General features: G+C 71.9%; 18 protein-coding genes. 11 read left to right on the forward strand and 7 right to left on the reverse strand.

Annotation, left to right across the window (positions count from 1 at the left end; genetic code table 11):
- The first annotated feature begins 219 nt into the window (after positions 1 to 219).
- Complete coding sequence (locus tag EUA98_RS00470) at positions 220 to 1,170, forward strand: cation efflux transmembrane domain-containing protein (protein WP_130100699.1); 951 nt, start codon at positions 220 to 222, stop codon at positions 1,168 to 1,170.
- 49 nt (positions 1,171 to 1,219) lie between these two features.
- Here EUA98_RS00470 and fdxA read toward each other — a convergent pair whose 3' ends face one another.
- The 3 genes from fdxA to EUA98_RS00485 all read right to left on the reverse strand — a co-directional run bounded on the left by fdxA (position 1,220) and on the right by EUA98_RS00485 (position 4,800).
- Positions 1,220 to 1,582 (reverse strand): ferredoxin, encoded by a 363-nt coding sequence (gene fdxA, locus EUA98_RS00475; RefSeq protein WP_130100700.1) that lies wholly within the window; start codon positions 1,580 to 1,582, stop codon positions 1,220 to 1,222.
- Between the two features lie 146 nt (positions 1,583 to 1,728).
- Entirely contained in the window at positions 1,729 to 4,365 is a 2,637-nt protein-coding gene (locus tag EUA98_RS00480; RefSeq protein WP_242511123.1) for a multicopper oxidase domain-containing protein, read from the reverse strand.
- Positions 4,366 to 4,437: 72 nt separating this feature from the next.
- Positions 4,438 to 4,800 carry a DUF2249 domain-containing protein gene (locus EUA98_RS00485; protein WP_130100702.1) on the reverse strand — a complete coding sequence of 121 codons (363 nt, stop codon included), beginning with the start codon at positions 4,798 to 4,800 and terminating at the stop codon, positions 4,438 to 4,440.
- 90 nt (positions 4,801 to 4,890) lie between these two features.
- Between EUA98_RS00485 and EUA98_RS00490 the strand changes: the two genes are divergently transcribed.
- Both EUA98_RS00490 and EUA98_RS00495 read left to right on the forward strand, forming a co-directional pair.
- Positions 4,891 to 5,643: a helix-turn-helix transcriptional regulator gene (locus tag EUA98_RS00490; protein ID WP_207218913.1), complete on the forward strand. Its 753-nt coding sequence runs from the start codon at positions 4,891 to 4,893 to the stop codon at positions 5,641 to 5,643.
- A complete protein-coding gene (locus EUA98_RS00495) occupies positions 5,640 to 6,419 on the forward strand; it encodes a YwiC-like family protein (protein WP_130100703.1) in 780 nt (259 codons plus the stop codon). The genes EUA98_RS00490 and EUA98_RS00495 overlap by 4 nt, the downstream gene beginning before the upstream one ends.
- 24 nt (positions 6,420 to 6,443) lie before the next feature.
- Here the strand turns inward: EUA98_RS00495 and EUA98_RS00500 are convergent, their stop codons facing one another.
- Positions 6,444 to 8,417, reverse strand: a complete 1,974-nt coding sequence (locus EUA98_RS00500) for a heavy metal translocating P-type ATPase (RefSeq protein ID WP_130100704.1) — start codon at positions 8,415 to 8,417, stop codon at positions 6,444 to 6,446.
- A gap of 50 nt (positions 8,418 to 8,467) precedes the next feature.
- The gene (locus EUA98_RS00505; RefSeq protein WP_130100705.1) at positions 8,468 to 8,746 is read right to left on the reverse strand and encodes a heavy-metal-associated domain-containing protein; all 279 of its coding nucleotides are present in this window, start codon (positions 8,744 to 8,746) and stop codon (positions 8,468 to 8,470) included.
- A gap of 202 nt (positions 8,747 to 8,948) precedes the next feature.
- Here EUA98_RS00505 and EUA98_RS00510 point away from each other — a divergent pair, with 202 nt between their 5' ends.
- Positions 8,949 to 9,794, forward strand: a complete 846-nt coding sequence (locus tag EUA98_RS00510; protein WP_242511125.1) for a Crp/Fnr family transcriptional regulator — start codon at positions 8,949 to 8,951, stop codon at positions 9,792 to 9,794.
- Between the two features lie 73 nt (positions 9,795 to 9,867).
- Here EUA98_RS00510 and EUA98_RS00515 read toward each other — a convergent pair whose 3' ends face one another.
- Entirely contained in the window at positions 9,868 to 10,215 is a 348-nt protein-coding gene (locus EUA98_RS00515; protein ID WP_165372664.1) for a cupin domain-containing protein, read from the reverse strand.
- Between the two features lie 71 nt (positions 10,216 to 10,286).
- On the opposite strand from EUA98_RS00515, the gene EUA98_RS00520 reads away from it, so the two are divergent.
- The 5 genes from EUA98_RS00520 (at position 10,287) to EUA98_RS00540 (ending at position 15,508) form a co-directional block, all read left to right on the forward strand.
- Positions 10,287 to 10,988 carry a helix-turn-helix transcriptional regulator gene (locus EUA98_RS00520; protein ID WP_130100707.1) on the forward strand — a complete coding sequence of 234 codons (702 nt, stop codon included), beginning with the start codon at positions 10,287 to 10,289 and terminating at the stop codon, positions 10,986 to 10,988.
- 261 nt (positions 10,989 to 11,249) lie between these two features.
- Positions 11,250 to 13,646 (forward strand): nitric-oxide reductase large subunit, encoded by a 2,397-nt coding sequence (locus EUA98_RS00525; protein ID WP_242511136.1) that lies wholly within the window; start codon positions 11,250 to 11,252, stop codon positions 13,644 to 13,646.
- Positions 13,646 to 14,395, forward strand: coding sequence for a hypothetical protein (locus EUA98_RS00530; protein WP_130100708.1), 750 nt, complete (start codon positions 13,646 to 13,648; stop codon positions 14,393 to 14,395). The genes EUA98_RS00525 and EUA98_RS00530 overlap by 1 nt, the downstream gene beginning before the upstream one ends.
- Positions 14,392 to 15,252 carry a slipin family protein gene (locus EUA98_RS00535; RefSeq protein WP_130100709.1) on the forward strand — a complete coding sequence of 287 codons (861 nt, stop codon included), beginning with the start codon at positions 14,392 to 14,394 and terminating at the stop codon, positions 15,250 to 15,252. Before EUA98_RS00530 ends, EUA98_RS00535 begins: the two co-directional genes overlap by 4 nt.
- Entirely contained in the window at positions 15,245 to 15,508 is a 264-nt protein-coding gene (locus EUA98_RS00540) for a hypothetical protein (protein WP_130100710.1), read from the forward strand. Before EUA98_RS00535 ends, EUA98_RS00540 begins: the two co-directional genes overlap by 8 nt.
- Before the next feature lie 9 nt (positions 15,509 to 15,517).
- Here EUA98_RS00540 and EUA98_RS00545 read toward each other — a convergent pair whose 3' ends face one another.
- Positions 15,518 to 15,976, reverse strand: a complete 459-nt coding sequence (locus EUA98_RS00545; protein ID WP_130100711.1) for an RrF2 family transcriptional regulator — start codon at positions 15,974 to 15,976, stop codon at positions 15,518 to 15,520.
- An 88-nt stretch (positions 15,977 to 16,064) separates the two neighbouring features.
- Between EUA98_RS00545 and EUA98_RS00550 the strand changes: the two genes are divergently transcribed.
- Positions 16,065 to 17,360 carry an MFS transporter gene (locus tag EUA98_RS00550; protein WP_242511142.1) on the forward strand — a complete coding sequence of 432 codons (1,296 nt, stop codon included), beginning with the start codon at positions 16,065 to 16,067 and terminating at the stop codon, positions 17,358 to 17,360.
- Positions 17,361 to 17,483: 123 nt separating this feature from the next.
- Positions 17,484 to 21,146, forward strand: a complete 3,663-nt coding sequence (locus EUA98_RS00555) for a nitrate reductase subunit alpha (protein WP_130100760.1) — start codon at positions 17,484 to 17,486, stop codon at positions 21,144 to 21,146.

Here is a 21,146-nt window from a genome sequence, read left to right on the forward strand (position 1 = left end):
GGCGCACAAAGGTTAACCGACCGATCCGCCAGCGGCGGCCCGTCTGGTTGGCGCGGCGGACGCGGGAACAGCGGCGTGACGAGCCGGTCTTCGTCGAGCCGGTCCAGCCGCGCGGGTTCCGTCTCGCGATCGCTAGGCTCGCCCCAGGTCCACTCTCCCAAGGAGGTCCGGCATGCCGCTGACCTGCATGCCGTCGACCTGGCCCCGGCGGAGGACCGCGTGAGCGGCGGTGCGCCCTCCGGTGCGCCCTCTGCGGCGGGCCCCGCCGTCGGGAACGGACCGCCGGGAGAGCAGCGGGCCCTCATCGAGTCGATCGTCGGCGCGGGCGTCCTCGGCCTCCTCGCGCTCGGCTGGGGCGTCGTGGCGCAGTCGCGCGTCCTTCTCTTCGACGGCGTGTTCGTCCTGCTCGGCATCGTGCTGTCAGCCCTGTCACTGATGGCGGCACGCGCGGCGGGCTCCGCTCCCACCGCACGGTTTCCCTTCGGCAAGCGGGCCGTGACACCGCTCGCGATCGCCATCCAGGGCGCAGCGCTGCTCGGCACGCTCGTCTACGCGGCCGCTGACGCGGTCGCCATCGTGATCGCCGGCGGGTCAGACGTCGCCGCGACCACCGTGGTGATCTACGGGCTGATCTCGATGGTGAGCTCGTACGGGTTGAGCCGTTGGCTGTCTCGCCGGGCACCGAGATCCGAGCTCGTGACGGCCGAGGTGGTGCAGTGGCGGGCCGGCGCTCTGCTGAGCCTCATGTACGCGGTGGGCGCGGGACTCGCGCTCGCCCTCGGCCTATGGGTCCCGGAGGAAGCCCTGCGCTACCTCGACCCCGGCCTGGTCCTGCTGGCGAGCGCTCTCCTCGCGCCGATACCGCTGCGCCTGCTGCGGGCGGCGGGGCTCGAGCTCTTGGAAGCGGCACCCCCGGCCGAGGTGACGGCTGCGCTCGGCGCCGCTATCGCCGCCGTGAGCGCGGAGTTCGGTCTCGATGCCCCGTTCGTCCGCGCAACGAAGCTCGGCGAACGGCTCTACGTCGAGGTGGACTTCGTCGTGCCCGCGGGGGTGTGGGACGTCTCCGGAGAGGATCGTGTGCGGCGGGGTCTCATCAGCCGGCTCGAGCCGCTCGGCTACGAGCTGTGGGCCAACGTCGAGCTCACCACCGATCCCGCGCTGGCCACCTAGGGCGCTCGCAGGCTCACCGGCCGATCCGGCAGGTGGCACATCGGCAGCCCTACGGGTGCGCCGGCTCCGGGGGAACCCGTGCCGGGTAGTTCGCTACGAGGTCGGTGTCGGCACCGATGACCCCGAAGGCCGCCGCGCCGCCGGGAGCGCCCAGCGGTTCGCTGCGCCCGGGCAGCGGCTCGTCGAAGAAGAGCGCGTTGTCGGCCAGGAACGGGCCGAACGCGCTCGGCAGGTCGTCCTCGTAGAAGATGGCCTCCACCGGGCAGACGGGTTCGCACGCACCGCAGTCGATGCACTCCGTCGGGTTGATGTACAGCGATCGTTCGCCCTCATAGATGCAGTCGACCGGGCACTCCTCGACGCAGGCTCGGTCCAGCACGTCGATGCACGGCGCGCCGATCACGTAGGTCATCGCACTCCTCCAGCTGCCTCCGGTGCGCGACAGGGTGAGGTCCAGCGCCCTTCGCGGGGACGGCGGCGCGCCTCAACCGAAGAAGGGCAGGGGCCCGTCGAGGCGACGCCGCCGCGATCAGTTTATACGACTTTTCTCGTATTAACTCAGTCGGTCACGGCGAGGATGCCGTGGGCGCCGCGCTCGGCGTCGACCATGCGGTGCGAGACGAACGGGTAGTGGCCGGCCTCGGGCATCACGAGCTCGACGAACCCGCCCTGCGCGGGCTGCAGCCCGAGGACCTGCGCCCCGCCGGTCTCTCCTGCCCCGGCGCGCGGGCCGCCGAGCTGGTAGGCACCCTCCAGGAAGACCGTGTCGAACTGACCGCCCACGACATGGAAGGCCGAGGACCGGTTGGGCCCGGCGTCGAGCACCCAGATCCGGACCCGCTCCCCCACCCGCGCGGTCAGGGGCCGGCGGTCGTACTGGTTCGGGTACCCGTTGAACGCCACCGCGTCCGGCGACTCGGCGGCGATCAGGGCGGGGTCGGCGATGTCACCCTGCGGCCCGAAGTACTGCTCGGACTGCACCAGGACGTACTCCCGGTCCACCGCCGGCAGGTCGGGCGGGTCGATGATGACCGCCCCGAACATCCCGTTCGCGATGTGCAGGGACATCGGCATGGTGGCGCAGTGGTACATCCAGATCCCCGAGCGGGTCGCGGTGAACCGATAGGTCAGCTCCTCCCCCGGTTCGATCGTGCGCATCGGCCCGTCGGGGGCGAGCGCACCGGCGTGGAAGTCGATCGAGTGCCCGATGCTGCCGTCGTTGACGAGCGTGATCTCGAACATGTCCCCGACCCGTCCGCGCAGCACCGGCCCCGGCGCGGTGCCACCGAACGTCCAGATCGTCTGACGGACCCCCGGCGCGACCTCGGTCTCGACCTCCTCGACCACCAACCGCTCGCGGTGCACGGTCGGCTCCGCCGCGGGGGCGAGCACCGCGTCCCGCAGGGCGGCGTCCGGGCCGGGTTCGGCCTGCAGGTCCAGGTCGTCACCCGCAGAGTCAGCACTCGCCGCATCACCTGCATCACCGGCGTGGCCCGCATCGTGCTCGCTCGCGGTCGACCCGTCGGCGCTGCCGCCGAGGACCACCACGTCGAAGACCATCCCCATCTGCCGGTGCCCGGCGATGGAGCACCACCCGGCCAGGTCGCGGCCGACGACGCCGACCTCGACCCGTGTGGTCGCGTGCGGCGCGAGTCGGCCCGAGCCGCCGCCGGAGTCCAGGACGAGATCGTGCACGCTGGCGTCGGTGTTGGTCACCACGAGCACAAGCTCGTCGCCGGCCTGGACCTGGACCGAGGACGGGACGAAGCGCATGTCCCGGGCCTCGACCGCGATCTCGACCACCGTGCCGGACGGCTGGACCCCGTCGGCCGCTGCGGCCCCCAGACCGACGCTCGCCGGGTCGGCCGCGATCCCCGCCACCACCACCAGGGCGAGGGCCGCCCCGGCCGCGATCGACTGGCCCCGACGCCCCCGACGCCGCCCCACCTGTTCGGCGGGCACGGCGGCCGGCCCACCGGGCGGCCCGACGACGGGCATCGGCCCCGCCGGCCGCGGCCGGCGGGAGACCACGGCCACCCGCACGAGCAGCACCGGGGTCCAGATCAGGGCGCCGAGCACGAGCATGGACGCCCCGACGCGCAGCAGGCTGGGGCCCGGGAGCAGGCACAGCGCCAGGCCACCGTTGACCAGGACGAGCCGCGCGGGACCGCCCCGGTCGGCGATCGCATTCGTGGCCCGGACCACCGCGGGGCCGCCGCCCAAGATCATCGGCACGAGATAGCTGAGCGACCCGAGCAGCACCTGCGCCGCAAAGCCGACCGCGAGCGGAGCGAGCAGCGCCCCGACCCGGACCTCGGCAGCCGGCCAGCTCGCCGCGGTGGCCAGCATGACCGTCCACGAGAGCACGGATCCGCACAGCCACACCCACGCGGCGGCCACGGACCAGGTCGCGAACGACGACGGCGCGCGGCGCCGGGCCTCGCCGACCAGCGGCGCAGCCGTACGGGCCAGCCCCGACGCATAGAGGCCCACGCCCGCCGCAGCGAGCCCGAGCATGCCGGTCGCGGCGCCGGTCACGACCACGGCCAGCCCCGATCCCAGGGCGACCAGGCCCTGTCGGGCGGCCCGCTCGGCACCGGGTTCCACCCGCACGCGGAGCATCGTGGGCCACAGCGTGACGAGGGTGCCCATGACGGTCAGCCCGATCCAGCCGAGCAGCATGGTCGCCAGGTGCGCGACGTACAGGCGCGCGTGCGCCGAGCCGTCGGATCGGGCAAGGAGGACGCCGAGGGCGATCCCGACCGGCAAGGTCAGCGCGGCCGCCACGAAGTACGACGTCGTCCAGCCGAGGGAGGAGGCCAGCGCGCGGCGGCCCTGGTCCCAGAGCACGACGGCGTGCCAGCCCACCACCAGGGCGACCAGCACCGACCCGATCACCACCACGGTCGACCTGCCGGTGGACATCCCGACGATCGTCGTCACCGCGCCGACCGTGTGTGCCGCGAGGCGGATGGCCTGATCGCGATGGCCACCGCGCAGCGGCCGGCGCCGCACCGCCTCGGCGAAGTGGGCGCTCCAGATGAGGATCGCGGCGCTGACCGCACCCAGGAGCAGCAGGTGAACCATGAGCCACCGCGCGTCGGGCACCCCGCGGTGCCCGATCGCGACAGCAGCACCCGCGACCAGCCAGCCGAGCACGATGGCGTTCACCCGGAGGTGCCAGCGGGATCTCACGCGACCACCTCGGCGCCCGACGGCTCGGTGCATGCCGAGCCGCGCGGGCCCCTGCTGGTCACGTCCGGCGGGTCAGGCTGCGGTGCGGCGCGTGAAGCTGAGCCGCCAGGCCTCCGGGCCGCGCTCGAGGTAGCTGACCGTGAACTCGTCCGGCCAGCGCTGCTCGATCTGCGCGAGGAGCGGGAGCGGGTCGTGCGGGGCGACCAGGATCAGGCCGGCGCCGGGTGCGATCGAGTCGAGCGCCCCGAAGATGGTGGCGTGCCGGATCGCGTGCGGAACCGTGCGCGCATCCAGCTCCGGGTACTGCGGGCCGTCCACCTCGCCGCAGGTGCAGCTCCCGCCGCACCCGGCCTCCGCGGTGCCGTCGGCGAGGGCTTCGGCCTCGTTCGCGGCGATGGCCTCGGCCTCGTTCGAGGCGATGACGACGTCCTTCATGGTGATCCTCCAGCTCAGCGGCGCGACCGGCCACACGGGTGCGGCCGCGGAGACTGGCGACCTCCACCGGATATTACTACAATCAACTCCGTGGAAAATAACCCGTGGTCGCGAACCCCGGCGAGCACCGGCATGGGGCCTCGCCCGGCGGTCGCCATCGCTGCTTCCGGGTCGACCCCGTCGCTGTCGACCTCGCGTCGCGCGCTGCTGGCGACCCTGCGCTCGCAACCCGGACCCGTCACCCTCACCGCCCTGGGCGCAGCCACCGGGCTGCACGTCAACACCGTGCGCGAGCACCTGGCCGCCCTCACCGACGCGGGTCTGGTGACGCGCGGCCGCGCCGCGCCGCACGGCCGGGGGCGTCCGGCTGCGACCTACACGGCGTCGACCGACCCGGCGACGGGGTCCGAGCCGGCCCCCGTCAGCGCGGAGTACGCCGGGCTCGCGGCCGCGCTCGCCTCCACGATCCACCGCACGAGCAGCTCCCCCAGCCACGACGCCACCGTCGCGGGCACCGAGTGGGGCCGGGAGCTCGCCCGCAACCGGCCAGGCCCTCCCCCCGCCGACGACGTCGATCCGCGCGGCCGGGTCGTGCAGCTCCTCGCCGACCTCGGCTTCGCCCCGCGGCCCGCCGACGGGCCGCCCGCCGTGCTGCTCACCCGCTGCCCGCTGCTGGAGACCGCGCACGCCTACCCCGACGTGGTCTGCGCCGTGCACCTCGGCATCGTGCGCGGCGCGCTCGGCGAGTTCGGCGCCGACCCCGCGGGCGCCGAGCTGCACCCGTTCTCGGATCCCGGCGCCTGCCGGCTCGACCTGGCCCGCACCGACCGGGTCCCGCGATGACCGCGACCGCACCGACCCACGGCGGCTCTCAGCGGAGCCGGCCGCCGAGCCCCGCCAAGCGCCGGCTGCGAAAGTACCTCCCGCCGCAGCACGGCGCCTGGGCGATGCTGCTCGTCCCGTTCCTGGTCGCGCTGGTCACCGCCGGCGTCGACTGGGTGCAGGTCCCGCTGCTCCTCGCCTGGCTCGCCGGGTACCTGCTGTCGTACTACGCGTTCCTCGCCCTCAAGACCCGACGCCCGGCGCGGGTGCTCCCCCAGCTGCGCCTGTACGCGGCCCTCACGGTGCCCGCCGCCCTGGTGGTGGTCGTCCTGCGACCGGCGGTCCTCTGGTTCGCGCCCGCCTACGCCGCCCTGCTCGCGGTGAACGCCTGGTACGCCTGGCACCACCGCGATCGCGCCCTGACCAACGACCTCGCCTCGGTGGTCCAGGGCTGCCTGATGGTCCCGGTCGCCGCCACCGTGGCGGGGGTGTCACCGGTCGCCGTGCTCGAGCCGTTCGTGGTCGTGCTGCTGTACTTCCTCGGCACCGTGCTGTTCGTCAAGACGATGATCCGCGAGCGCGGCGACGAGAGCTTCCTGCGCGGATCGATCGCCTTCCACGTGGTGGCGGCGGTCCTGGCCGGTCTCCTCGCCTGGCCGTTGGCCATCCTGTTCGTCTGGTTCGCCGTGCGTGCGGCCTGGCTGCCGCGCTACGCGATGACGCCGAAGTCCGTCGGGTTCGTGGAGATCGGCAACTGCGTGGCGCTCCTCGGAGCGATCGCCCTGCTCGCCGGGTAGCCGCGGCAGTGCGGGGCAGCCGCGTCAGCGCCGGGCGGGTTCGGTGGCCCGCCTGGCGTTGTTCCGCACGAAGGCCACGGGGGCGCCGGCCGCGGCGGGGGTGTGGCTCTGCGTGCGGCTGCGGAGCAGTCGCATGGCGTTGAGGATGACGACCAGGACCGACACCTCGTGCACGAGCATCCCGGCCGCCATCGTGACCCCGCCGACCAGGACCCCGAGCAGCAGCAGCGACACGGTGGCCAGTGCGACGGCGATGTTCTGGTGCATGTTCGCCACCGTCCGGCGCGCGAGCCGGATGGCCTCGGGCAGCTTCAGCAGGTTGTCGGCCATCAGGGCGATGTCGGCCGTCTCGAGGGCGACGGCCGATCCGGCCGCGCCCATGGCGACCCCGAGGTCGGCGACCGCCAGCGCGGGGGCGTCGTTGACGCCGTCGCCCACCATGGCCACGACGTAGCCCGCGGCCTGCAGCTCACGGACGACATCGAGCTTGTCCTGCGGCAGCAGCCCGGCCCGCACCTCGTCGACGCCGGTGGCCTCACCCACGGCGACGGCGACCGGCATGGCGTCCCCCGTGAGCATGACGACCTTGCGCACGCCCGCCCGGCGCAGCTCGCCGACCATCTGCGCGGCGTCGGGGCGGACCTCGTCGGCGACGGCGACCACGCCGACCACGACGCCGTCGACCGCCACGATCATCGGGGTGCGGCCCGCGACGGCGAGGTCATGGGCCACCTGGCCGCTCCCCCGGTCGTCAGCCACCCCGAACTGGGTCAGCAGGGCGAGGTTGCCGACGAGCAGGCGATGTCCCCCGCTGGTCGCCGTGATGCCCTTGCCCGGGATGGACTCGGTGACCTCGGGCAGCCGGTCGGTGGGCAGCCCCTCGGAGCGGGCCGCGTCCAAGACCGGGCGCGCCAGGGGGTGCTCGGAGCCCGCCTCGGCCAGCGCGGCCCAGCCCAGGACGGCGGCGCGATCCGCGTCCGGGCCGAGCACGACGACGTCGGTCAGCCGCGGGCGACCGCGAGTGAGCGTGCCGGTCTTGTCGACGGCGACCGCGGTGATCTTCGCCGACTTCTCCAGGTACTCCCCGCCCTTGATCAAGATGCCGTCCTTGGCCGCGCGGCCGATGCCGGCCACGATCGAGACCGGGATGGAGATCACCATCGCCCCCGGGCAGCCGATCACGAGCAGGGTCAGCGCCAGGACGACGTCCCCGGTGAGCACCCCCGCCACGACCGCCAGCACGATGATCGCGGGCGTGTACCAGGCGGAGAACCGGTCCATAAAACGCTGCGTCCGGGCCTTGGCGTCCTGCGCCTCCTCGACGCGATGGATGATCCGCGCGAGCGTCGTGTCGGCCCCCACCCCGGTCGCCCTCACCTGCAGCAGGCCGCCACGCGAGACCGTGCCGGCGAACACCTGGTCCCCGACCGCCTTATCCACCGGGATCGACTCCCCGGTGATCGAGGCCTGGTCGACGGCACCGGTCCCGGCGAGGACCTCGCCGTCGACCGGCACCTTCGCGCCGTTCTTGACCAGCACCGTCTCGCCCATGGCGACAGCGGCGGCGGCCACCTCGACCTGGCCGCCGTCGCGCAGGACGACGGCGACGTCCGGTGCGACGGCGACCAGCTCAGCCAGGGCAGACCGGGTCCGGCTCAGCGTCGCCTGCTCCAGGGCGTGGCCGACGGCGAACAGGAACGTCACCGCGGCCGCCTCCCAGTACTGACCGATCACCACCGCACCGATGGACGCCACGGCGACGAGCAGGTCGATGCCGATCACCCGCGCCAGCAGCGCGCGGACCGCGTGCAGGGCGATCGGGGTCCCCGCCACGACGGCGGCCAGGGCCATCACCGTGTCGCCGGCGACCCCGGCCCCGGCCAGGCCGGTGATGGCGGCCGAGCCCGCGATGAGCAGCCCGCTCACCGCGGGGATCCCCCACCGGCCGTGCAACCCCGCGTGCAGCTCGGTGTGCAACCTGGTGTGCAGCGTTCTCATGATCGGGCTCTCCTTCGGCAGGTCGACAGGTTCCGGGCTGGGCCGCGCGGTCAGAACGCCGCGGGGGCGGAGGTGTACCCGGCCTTGGCGACCGCGGCCACCAGCGCCTCGACCCCGACGACCTGCGGGTCGTGGTCGATCTCGATGCGACCCGAGGCGAAGTGCACCGCGACGGCGTCGACCCCGGCCACGCGGCCGACCTGCTTCTCGATCTTCGCCACGCACGACGGGCACGAGAACCCCTCGGCCCGCAGGATCGTGCGGGTGGTCGCTGTGGGGTTGGTGGCGGTGGGGTTGGTGGCGGTGGGGTTGGTGGCGGTGGTGCTCATGATCGGACCTCTTTCGATGGTGCGGCTCGCCCCGTTCGAGGCGACTGACCCTGACGTTTCCAGGCACCCGGCGAAGCGAACATGACGTGGGTCAATCAACGGCACATCGGCGTGGGATCGACGTGCGTCGGCGGGGTCGGGGACCTCGCCGGGGAGCGCGCCGGACCGGGGCGATACGCTCGCGCTGAGCCCAGGAGTCGATGTGAACCCCCCGCACGCCAGCCCCCAGCCCGACGGCCATCAGCACGACGAGGCCGGACCGACCAGCCCGCCGTCGGCCCGTCGGCGGATCCCGTTGCGGGCGACCTGCGCCGAACCGCACCAGTGCCCGGCGCCGGTCCGGATGCGCGTGCTGGGCCACGTCTCGCTCTTCGCCGGGCTCTCGACCACCGAGCTCGAGGCCATCGACGCCCGGATGGTCTCGCTCTCCTGGGCCGCCGGGGACGTGCTGTTCTCCGCCGGAGCGCCTGCGGACCACCTCTACGTCCTGGCCTCGGGCCGCGTGAAGCTCTCCCGGCCGACCGTCGTCGGGCGGGAGATCGTCGTCGACCTGCTCACCCCCGGCGACCTCTTCGGGACCTTGACGGCCCTCGGGGACCCGACCTATCCGGAGACGGCGGAGGCTCTCACCACGACGTGCGCCCTGCAGATCGACCCCGCCGCCTTCCGCGCGGTGCTCACCGAGCACCCCCCGGTCGCCTTGCGGGTGCTCGACGACGTCGCGGCCCGCCTCACCCGGGCCCGCTCCGACCTGGGCCACCACTCCACGGACACCGTGGCGCAACGCGTGGCCGCCACGCTTCTGCGCCTGGCGGACAAGCTCGGCCAGGAGCGCGCCGGCGACGGCGGCACGCTGCTGCAGATCCCGCTCTCCCGCGCCGACCTCGCTGGGATGACCAGCTCGACTCCCGAGTCCGTGTCCCGCGCCATGAGCCAGCTGCGCAAGGACCGGATCATCGACTCGGGGCGCCGCTGGACCGCCGTCCTGGACCGACCCCGCCTGGCCGACGTCGCCGCGGGCGCCGATGGACCGGCAGCCCCGGCCTGACCTGCTCGGCTGCTGCGCTGGCCGGCTGCTGCGCTGGCCGGCTGCTGCGCTGGCTGGCTGCTGCGCTGGCCGGCTACCGCGCCCGGGCGGGCTCGGCGGTGCGCTCCACGCCCGTGACGGTGGTGAGCAGGAACACCGAGTCCGCCTCCGCCAGCACGGCGTGACGCAGGTGCGTGAGCAGGGCGACCTCGCCGGCGACCAGGGCGGCGGTCTCCACCCCGGTGACGCGCAGCCGGCCCACCAGGACCTGCAGGCTCGCCGCGTGGGGGGAGTTGTGCTCGGCGAGCTCGGTGCCGGCCACCAGCGCGATCAGGGTCTGCCGCAAGGGTCCGTCGTGCAGCAGCAGCTCGGCGCTGCGGCCGTGGTCCGCCGCACGGGCGGCGTCGAGGTGGGACTGGGCGAGAAGGTTGAGATTGGCCACAATTCCTCCGGAAGCGGTCTGAGCCTGCGGCCCGCGCCTGCGGCACGAGCGGAGCGTGGGAAACTTCTCCTATGCCCGCCTCGAGGTCTGGACTCCCCCGTCGGGTCCTGGCAAGTCGCCGCCGAGCCGAGCTCCTGCAGCTGCTTCGCGAGCATAACGACGCCCTGAGCGTCGCCGAAATCGCGACCGAGATCGGCATGCACGGCAATACCGTGCGAGGACATCTGGACGCACTCGTCGAGTCAGGGCACGTCGAGCGGACCACCGACGCCCGCGGCACCCCCGGTCGTCCCCGTCAGGTCTACTCGGCCACCGGGGCCCCGTCCGCCGACCGTGACTACCGCCTGCTCGCAGACATCCTGACCGACCACCTGGCCGCCGCCAACCCCGATCCGGGCCGCGTCGCCCTGGCCGCCGGCCGGAGCTGGGCACTGGCGAACAAGCCGCACTCCGCACCGCCACCTCGGCTGGCCCCCACGACCAGCACCGGTGCCCCCGGCGAGCCGCCGGACGCCCTCGAGCCGGTGCTTCGCATGCTCTCGGCCGCGGGGTTCGCCCCGGAGCTCGCCGAGGATCGGTCCGTCATCCGCTTGCGGCACTGCCCGTTCCGCGAGCTTGCCGCGCGCAACGCGGCGGTGGTGTGCCAGGTGCACCTCGGGCTGATCCAGGGCTCCCTGGCGTGCCAGGACACGACCGTCGAGGCGACCCAGATCGCCCCCTTCGTCGAGCCCGGGCTCTGCCTGGTGACCCTGACCAGCGCGTCCGCGATCTGACCGGCGCGGGCGCTCTGCCCGCCCGGCAAGCGAATCCCACAGGCATGTCAAAGGAACCTCTTCAGCGGTGCTAGGTTCGCCCTGCGCAGTTGTTCACAATTCCACTGTGAAAACTTCGTGAGGTGGGCTTGGCCGCTCGTGAGCGGTTCAGCCTGGGCGGGGGCCCCTGCGCGGACGCAGCTGTCCGTCGCAATCCGGCGGGTCGGATTCTTCGGCTGGTCATGAACGACTTTTCATGGTCAATCCGACAGGAGCAACGACGTGGCACGGACGACGCCTGAAACGGGACAGCTGGGCAAGCGCTCGGAGCTGCTGGTCTCGAAGGGGTGGATCCAGGGCGTCGCCCTGGTGATGCTCTTCGGATTCTTCATCATGGGTCTGCTGGCCCTGCGCACGTACACCGACTCCATGCCCCAGCCCACGCAGGTGGTCGACTCCCAGGGCGAGGTCGTGTTCTCCGGTGCGGACATCACCGCCGGTCAGCAGATCTTCCTGCGCCGAGGCCTGCAGCAGTACGGCTCGATCGTGGGCCACGGCGGGTACCTCGGCCCGGACTACACCACCGACTACCTGCGCCGCTCGTCGCTGTTCATCCTCGACGAGCTCACCGCCTCCGGCATCCAGGACCCTCGCGGCGAGCTGGTCAAGGTCATGCGGACCAACCGGTACGACGCGGACACCGGGACCCTGGTGCTGACCGATCTGCAGGTGCGGGCGTTCGAGGACGTCAAGGGTCACTACGCGGACTTCTTCGGCTCGCCGACCACGCAGTACGGGTTGCTCCCGAACGTGATCACCAACCCCGCTGACATCAACCAGCTGACGGCGTTCTTCGCCTGGACCGCCTGGGGCGCCGCCGCCGAGCGCCCGGGGCACGACTACTCGTACACGAACAACTGGCCCCCCGAGAAGCTCGTCGACAACACCCCCACCGCCGACCTGCTCGTGTGGAGCGCGCTGTCCCTGGCCGCGCTGCTCCTGGGCACCGGGGTGCTGTTCGCCCTGTACGGCCGCTGGAGCAAGAGGATCGGCTGGCAGAACGCCGAGGCGCCGCCGTTGTCGTTCAGGCAGCCGGGCGAGGTCGCGGTGACTCCCGCCCAGCGGGCCACCGCCTGGTTCTTCTTCGTGGTCGCGCTGCTCTTCCTCGGCCAGGCGCTGCTCGGCGCCGCCGCCGAGCACTACCGCGCCGACCTCACCAGCTTCTTCGGCCTGGACCTCGCGCGGATCCTGCCGTTCAACATGGCCCGCACCTGGCACGTCCAGCTGTCCCTGTTCTGGACCGCGGCGTCGTTCCTGGCCGCCGGGATCTTCATCGCCCCGTACGTCTCGGGCCGCGAACCCAAACGACAGCACTGGTTGGCGTACGGCCTGCTCGGTGCCATCGCGCTGGTCGTCGTCGGCTCCATGACCGGCGAGGCGCTGAGCATCTTCGGCGTCGAGTGGGCCAAGGGTTCCCCGCTGTGGGACCAGCAGTGGGAGTACCTCGACCTGCCCAAGGTCTGGCAGGGCCTGCTGACCGTCGGGATGTTCTTGTGGATCGCGATCATCTACCGCGGGATCCGCGCCCGGCTGAAGACCGAGAACCGGGCGAACCTGCCCTGGCTCTTCTTCTACTCGGGCCTGGCCATCCCCGGCTTCTACGCCGTCGGCATGCTGGCCGGCACCGAGACCCAGCTGACGGTCGCCGAGTTCTGGCGCTTCTGGGTCGTCCACCTGTGGGTGGAGGACTTCCTGGAGCTCTTCACGACCGTGATGGTGGCGTACATCTTCGTCATGCTCGGCGTGATCCGCCGCCAGATCGCGATGACGATCATCTTCCTCGACGTCATCCTGTACTCCGCCGGTGGCGTCATCGGCACCATGCACCACCTGTACTTCTCCGGCACGCCGGTCGAGCACATGGCCCTGGGGTCGGTCTTCTCCGCCCTGGAGATCATCCCGCTGACGTTCCTGACCATCGAGGCGTGGAGCTTCCTCCAGCTCGGAGCGCGACAGCAGTCGCGCAGCGCAGCTCCTTTCCCGCACCGGTGGGCGGTGATGTTCCTGGTCGCCGTCGGATTCTGGAACTTCCTCGGCGCCGGGGTGTTCGGGTTCCTGCTCAACCTGCCGATCGTGTCCTACTACGAGATCGGCACGGCGCTGACGGCCAACCACGCCCACGGTTCGATGATGGGCGTCTACGGGATGATGGGCGTGGGCCTGTCCCTGTTCGCGCTGCGGTACCTGATCCCCGCACGCCGCTGGCCCGACCGGCTCGCGAAGATCTCGTTCTGGTCGCTCAACATCGGCCTGGCCTGGATGGTCTTCGCCACCCTGCTGCCGCTCGGCATCATCCAGCTGTGGCACTCCGTCAACGACGGGTACTACGAGGCCCGCTCGCTGGCGTTCATCAACACCCCGGGGAACGCCGTCCTGGAGTGGCTGCGGATGCCCGGCGACCTCATCTTCATCGGCGGTGGCGTGCTGCCGTTCCTGTGGATCACCTGGCTCGGGGTGCGGTACCGGATCACGGCGACCACGCACGTCGTGCCGCAGGAGACGCTCTTCGTCGAAGAGGTCCCGGTCGCGGTGGGAGCCGGCGACCCGCTGACCCCGAAGTACGGGTCGGACGGCCGTACCGACCGCGACGGCGGGCAGGGCCTGGACCGGGAGCCCTGATGGGCGACGTCGAGATCACGGTCTGGCTCGCGTGCGGCTACGCGATCTTCCTGCTCCTGGTCGCCTTCGTGCTGGACCTCAGCGCCCGGCACGCGGCGACCCGGACCCAGGCCTGGCGATCGGGCACGTTCACCTACCAGGAGGACCACGACGCCTGGGTGTGCGAGGAGGACCAGTGGCTGTGGCCGATGTCCTTCGACCCGGACAGCCGGGTGATGCGCTACCGGGCCAACCCGAAGGCCTGCAACGCCTGCCCGAACAGCTGCACGACCTCGGAGCTCGGCCGCGAGGTCACCCGCAACGTGGACCCCTGGCCGAGCTCCGAGGTCGAACGGTTCCACCGGGGCATCGCGTGCGCGGTCGTGGTCCTGGCGGTCATCTGGCCGCTGGCAACCATGATCGGCTCGCGGACCCCGGCCGAGCTCGCGGTGCTGGCCGGGGCCGCGCTGGGCGTCTCGGCGGCCAGCTGGCCGCTGTGGTCGCACCTGCACCGCACGCCGGCGCGGTTCCCGGGGCACATCAAGTCCGAGACGGTGGACCAGGCGATGGACGCCCGGTCCGCCGCGGTCGCCGCCGCGGCCCTGCGTCCGATCGTCTACCGCAGCGACCGGCGCGCCGCGGGCAGCGGCCCGGTGCCGGTGACGATCGCCGCACGAAGCGCGTTCGCCACCCGATGGGGCGCGTTCGAGAACCCGGCGGCGGGCGACCCCCCGCTGCCGTCCAGATCGAGCAGGACGGACAACCCATGACTGCGTTGCTGTGGATTCTGGTGGCGATCGGGCTCGTCGGCCTCGTCGTCATGGCGATCTCGACGAAGGTGATCCAGGAGTACCAGCGCGGTGTGGCCTTTCGGCTGGGTCGGCTGCGAGAGCCGCTCGAGCCCGGGGTGCGGCTGATCTTCCCGGGGATCGACAAGATGGTGCGGGTCGACCTGCGGGTCGTCACGCTGACGATCCCGCCGCAGGAGGTCATCACCAAGGACAACGTCCCGGCCCGGGTCAACGCCGTCGTGCTGTTCAAGGTCGTCGATCCGGTCCGCTCCGTGATGGCGGTCGAGAACCACGCCGTCGCCACCTCCCAGATCGCGCAGACCACCCTGCGCTCCGTGGTCGGACGAGCGGACCTGGACACGCTGCTCGCCCACCGCGCCGACATCAACGAAGACCTCGCCCGCACGATCGACAGCCAGACCGAGCCCTGGGGCGTCCAGGTCCAGGTGGTGGAGATCAAGGACGTCGAGATCCCGCAGGCGATGCAGCGGGCGATGGCCCGCGAGGCCGAGGCCGAACGCGAGCGACGCGCCAAGATCATCAACGCCCGCGGTGAGCTGCAGGCCTCCGAGGAGCTCAGCCAGGCCGCCGAGACCCTCAGCCGCAACCCGGCGTCCCTGCAGCTGCGCTACCTGCAGACGCTGCTCGAGCTCGGCGCCGACCACAACTCCACGGTCGTCTTCCCGATCCCGATCGACATCATCGGCCCGTTCCTCGGCAAGCTCCCGCAGATCATCGACAAGTTCACCGAGCCCGCGGCGAGCCACGCAGCCCCGGGCCCCACCGAGGCAGCAGCATCCGCCGCCAGCAGCAATGGAAGGACGCAGCATGAGTGAGGACCACAGCCCCGCTGCCCATCCGGACCCGAGCCGGGGGGTCAGATCGATCATCCTCGGCTCCTTGCTCGCGGTCCTCGCCCCCCTCGGCGGATTCCTGGGCGGCAGCATGGCGGGCACGTCGGGCCCCCTGGACGACGTCGACCCGCTGGTCGTCTGGCTCGTCGTCGGCATGGTCATCGGCGGGATCGGGGTAGCCATCGCCGTGCGGGGCGGGCTGCTGTGGGTGCGCGCGAACTACTCCCGAGCGGGGTGAGTCGCGCGCTCAGGCGACGGGGATGGCGGGCGAACCGAGCGTGAGTGGCGTCGACGCGAGCCGCGGCTGATGCGCCAGCGAGGCGACCACGACGTCGTCCAGCTCGGAGTAGAACGCCGACCGGGCCCGGCCCAACGCCCCGCGCAGGCCGCAGCCGTCGAGCAGCGGGCAGTTGCCGGCGGGCGTCTCGCAGTCGGCGACGTCGGTTCGCCGCTCGAACGTGCGCAGCACCCAGCCCACCGTGACCTGCCGGCCGGCGGGGCTGATCCGCACCCCGCCGGAGCGGCCGCGGGTGACCTCGATCAGGTCGAGCTCCCGGAGCCGAGCGACGATCTTCGTCACGTGGTGGTAGGGCGTTCCGACCTGGACGGAGATGGCCTTGGACGTCATGACGTCCGCCCCGCCCGGTGCGGCGGCGAGCAGGATCAGGACCCGCAGGGAGACGTCCGAGAAAGCGTTGATCCGCATGCTCGAAGGATAGGGCCAAAACTTGCATTTGAGGTGCTAGTTTTCTCCTGGCGCGCCTCTCACCCTGACGGGGCGACACCCCGACGAAGTGAGGCTCACGATGGCCGAGGGTCAAGGACGACTCGAGGGGCAGGGCTCGAGCCCGCTCGCAGCAACCACGCCCGGAAGCCCCACGCCGGCCGGCGACCAGTCGCCGTCGGCCACCCCGGCCCTCGCGAGCCGGATGCTCGTGCTCGCCATGCTCGGCTTCATGGTGAACTTCTGGGCCTGGGCCCTGATCAGCCCGCTCGGCGCCGCCTATCGCGACCAGCTCGGCCTGACCGTCTTCCAGCAAGCGGTCCTCGTGGCCGTCCCGGTCATCGTCGGGTCGCTCGGCCGGATCCCGGTCGGGGCGCTGACGGACCGGGTCGGGGCGCGGATCATGTTCCCCGCCATCAGCATCCTGACCGTCCTGCCGGTGCTCTACGTCGGGCTGGTCGCCGAGAGCTTCGCGGCGATGCTGGTCGGCGGGTTCTTCCTCGGGCTGGGCGGCACCGCGTTCGCGATCGGGGTCCCGCTGGTCAACTCCTGGTACCCGCCCGTGCGCCGGGGTACCGCGCTGGGGATCTTCGGGATCGGCATGGGCGGCACGGCGATCTCCGCATTCACCACCGTCCGGCTGACCGACAGCCTCGGCCCCGAGGCGCCGTTCCTCATCGTGGCCGGCGTGCTGACGGTGTACGCGATCGTCTCGGCGCTGCTGATCCGCGACGCCCCCGGGCGCGTCCGTCCGACCGGCTCCTTCCTGGCCCGGACCTGGGCGACCGCCAAGATCCCCGCCACGGCCCAGCTGTCGTTCGTGTACGCGGTGGGCTTCGGCGGGTTCGTCGCGTTCAGCGTGTACCTGCCGACCTACCTGATCAACGCGTTCGACCTGGTGCCGAACGACGCCGCGATGCGCACCGCCGGGTTCGTGGTGCTGGCCGTCGCGGCTCGTCCGGTCGGCGGCTGGCTCTCCGACCGGTACAACCCGGTGAGCGTGCTCGTCGTGGACTTCACCGCGGCGGCGGTCCTGGCCGGCCTGGCCGCGCTCGAGCTGCCCCTGGTCCCGGTCGGCACGATCGCGTTCCTCGGCCTCGCCGCGGCGCTGGGCTCGTCCGCCGGGGCGACGTTCGCGCTCGTGGCGATCCTCGCGCCGAAGACCAAGGTGGGTGCGGTCACGGGCATCGTCGGCGCCGCCGGTGGGCTCGGCGGCTTCGTGCCGCCGCTGGTGATGGGCGCCGTCTTCAGCGCCGTCGGCGACTACTCCATCGGACTCGCCCTGCTCGCCGTAGTCTCGTTGAGCGCGGCGCTGTTCACCCGCGGCCCCCTGCGGCGCTCCGCCCGGGCGGTCGCGACCGTCTAGCTCGACCGGACCGCCAGCTCGACCGGAAAGCCAGCTCGACCGGAACGCTTCGACCGTCGAACTTCTCGAAAGAGGGACCCGCTCGTGACACTGCAGAACAACCCGCCGAAGCCCGCCTCCCGGATGGACGACGACGTCACCGAGGCCCTGCTCAAGACCCGGCGGTTCTTCCAGAAGAAGGAGGTGTCGCCCGACCTGCGCACGCTGCACCAGATCGGGGGGCGCGACGCCGACACGTTCTACCGCGACCGGTGGAGCCACGACAAGGTGGTCCGTTCGACGCACGGGGTCAACTGCACCGGGTCCTGCTCGTGGAAGGTGTACGTCAAGGACGGCATCATCACCTGGGAGACCCAGCAGACCGACTACCCCTCGACCGGCCCGGACCGCCCCGAGTACGAGCCCCGGGGCTGCCCGCGCGGGGCCGCGTTCTCCTGGTACACCTACTCCCCCACCCGCGTGCGCTACCCCTACGTGCGCGGGGTGCTGCTGGAGATGTACCGCGAGGCGCGTGCCCGCCTGGGTGAGCCGGTCGCCGCGTGGGCCGACATCATGGCCGACCCGGTCCGCTCGGCGCGCTACAAGGCGGCCCGCGGCAAGGGCGGGCTGGTGCGCGCGACCTGGGACGAGGCCACCGAGATGATCGCCGCGGCCCACGTGCACACCATCAAGGAGCACGGCCCGGACCGGATCGCCGGGTTCTCCCCGATCCCCGCGATGTCGATGGTGTCCCACGGGGTCGGGTCGCGGTTCTACTCGCTGCTCGGCGGCGCGATGCTGTCGTTCTACGACTGGTACGCCGACCTGCCGGTCGCCTCCCCGCAGGTGTTCGGCGACCAGACCGACGTGCCGGAGTCCGGCGACTGGTGGGACGCGGGCTACCTGATCATGTGGGGCTCCAACGTCCCGGTGACCCGCACCCCCGACGCGCACTGGATGGTCGAGGCGCGGTACCGCGGCCAGAAGGTCATCGCCGTCTCCCCCGACTACGCCGACAACGTCAAGTTCGCCGACGAGTGGCTCGCCCCCGCCCCCGGCACGGACGGCGCGCTCGCGATGGCCATGGGGCACGTGGTGCTCAAGGAGTTCTTCGTCGACCGCACCACGGAGTACTTCGACGGGTACGTGCGCAAGTTCACCGACCTGCCGTTCCTGGTCACCCTCGAGCAGCAGGGCGACCACTACGTCCCGGCCAAGTTCCTCACCGCGGCCGACCTCGGCGAACGCAGTGAGCACGCCGAGTTCAAGACCGTGCTGCTCGACGACGCGACCGGCGAGGCCGTCGTGCCGAACGGCTCGCTGGGCTTCCGCTACGGCACCGAGGGCGAGGGCAAGTGGAACCTCGACCTCGGCGACACCGTCCCGCGCCTGAGCGCCGACGGGGCCGGCAGCGGCGTCGCGGCGATCGACCTGCCGCGGTTCGACGCCGTCGACGGGTCCGCCGCGGTGATCGCCCGCGGCGTGCCGACCCGCGTGGTCGGCGGCCACCTCGTGACCACCGTGTTCGACCTGCTCCTGGCCCAGTACGGCGTCGGCCGCCCGGGCCTGCCCGGCACCTGGGCGACCGGGTACGACGACGCCTCCAGCCCGTGCACCCCGGCGTGGCAGGAGACCATCACCGGTGTCCCGGCAGCGAAGGCCGAACGGATCGGCCGGGAGTTCGCGGCCAACGCCGAGGAGTCCAAGGGTCGCTCGATGATCATCATGGGCGCCGGGGTGAACCACTGGTTCCACGCCGACACGATCTACCGCGCCTTCCTCACGCTCACCACGCTGTGCGGCACGCAGGGCGTCAACGGCGGCGGCTGGGCGCACTACGTCGGGCAGGAGAAGGTCCGCCCGCTGACCGGCTTCAACCAGTACGCGAACGCGCTCGACTGGTCGCGGCCGCCGCGGCACATGATCCAGACCGCGTACTGGTACCTGCACTCCGACCAGTACCGCTACGACACGTTCAGCGCGGACGCGCTCGCCTCCGGCAAGGCCAAGGGCATGTTCTCCGGCATGGCGATGGTCGACGTGCTGGCCAAGTCCGCCCGGCTGGGCTGGATGCCGTCGTACCCGACGTTCGACCGCAGCTCGCTCACCCTGGCCGACGACGCCGACGCCGCCGGGGTCCCGGTGGACCAGTACGTCCCCGCGGCGCTCAAGGACGGCTCGCTGAAGTTCGCCGGCGAGGACCCCGACGCGCCGACCAACTACCCGCGCCTGCTCACGGTCTGGCGCTCGAACCTGCTGGGCAGCTCGGGCAAGGGCAACGAGTACTTCCTCAAGCACCTGCTCGGCACCGACCACGCCGTGCGCGCGACCGAGGCCGAGGCGGTCAACCGCCCGCGCGACGTCACCTGGCGCGACGACGCCCCGATCGGCAAGCTCGACCTGCTGCTCACCCTCGACTTCCGGATGACCAGCACCACGCTGTTCTCCGACATCGTGCTGCCGGCCGCCACCTGGTACGAGAAGTACGACCTGTCCAGCACCGACATGCACCCCTTCGTGCACTCGTTCAACCCCGCCATCGCCCCGCCGTGGCAGACCCGCACCGACTTCGACGCGTTCCACACGATCGCCAAGGCGTTCTCGGCCATGGCGACCGAGCACCTCGGCGTCCGCAAGGACGTCGTGGCGATGCCCCTGCTGCACGACACTCCCGACGCGATGGCGACGCCGTCGGGCCGGGTCCTGGACTGGAAGTTCGGCGAGTGCGAGCCCATCCCGGGCAAGACCATGCCCAAGCTCGTCGTCGTCGAGCGCGACTACGGCGCCGTCGCGGAGAAGCTCGGGGCGCTCGGCCCGCTGGCCGACACCCTCGGGGCGACCACCAAGGGGATCACCTACGACCTGACCAAGCCGATCGAGTACCTGGGCCACAAGAACGGCCGGATCCGCGGCGGCGTCGCGGACGGTCGCCCGTCGCTGCAGCGCGACATCCACGTGTGCGAGTCGATCCTGGCGCAGTCGGGCACCACGAACGGTCACCTGGCCACCGCGGGCTTCCGGGCCCTGGAGAAGCGCACCGGCCGACCGCTGGTCGATCTGGCGGCCGAGAACGAGGGCAAGCAGGTCACGTTCGCCGACACCCAGGCCGCCCCGATGCCGGTGCTCACCTCGCCGGAGTGGTCCGGCTCGGAGACCGGCGGGCGGCGGTACTCGCCGTTCACCATCAACGTCGAGCGGCTCAAGCCGTGGCACACCCTGACCGGGCGGATGCACTTCTTCCTCGACCACGACTGGATCACCGAGCTGGGCGAGCAGCTGCCGATCTTCCGGCCGCCGCTGAGCATGACGGCCCTGTTCGACGAGCCCGAGCTCGGCGACACCGGCGAGCTCGGCATCACCGTGCGCTACCTGACCCCGCACTCGAAGTGGTCGATCCACTCCGAGTACCAGGACAACCTGCTGATGCTCAGCCTGTCGCGCGGCGGGCCGGGGATCTGGATGAGCGAGGTGGACGCGGCGAAGATCGGCGTCAAGGACAACGACTGGATCGAGGCCGTCAACCGCAACGGCGTGGTCGTGGCCCGGGCGATCGTCTCCTACCGGATGCCCGAGGGCACGGTGTACATGTACCACGCGCAGGACCGCCTGATCGATGTGCCCAAGACCGAGACCTCCGGCAAACGCGGCGGCATCCACAACTCCCTGACCCGGATCCTGATGAAGCCGAGCCACCTCATCGGCGGCTACGCGCAGCTGACCTTCGCGTTCAACTACCTCGGCCCCACCGGCAACCAACGCGACGAGGTGACGGTCATCCGTCGTCGCTCGCAGACTGTGGAGTACTAG

Origin of the sequence: Pengzhenrongella frigida, assembly GCF_004168625.1 — a bacterium.
GTDB lineage: Bacteria > Actinomycetota > Actinomycetes > Actinomycetales > Cellulomonadaceae > Pengzhenrongella > Pengzhenrongella frigida.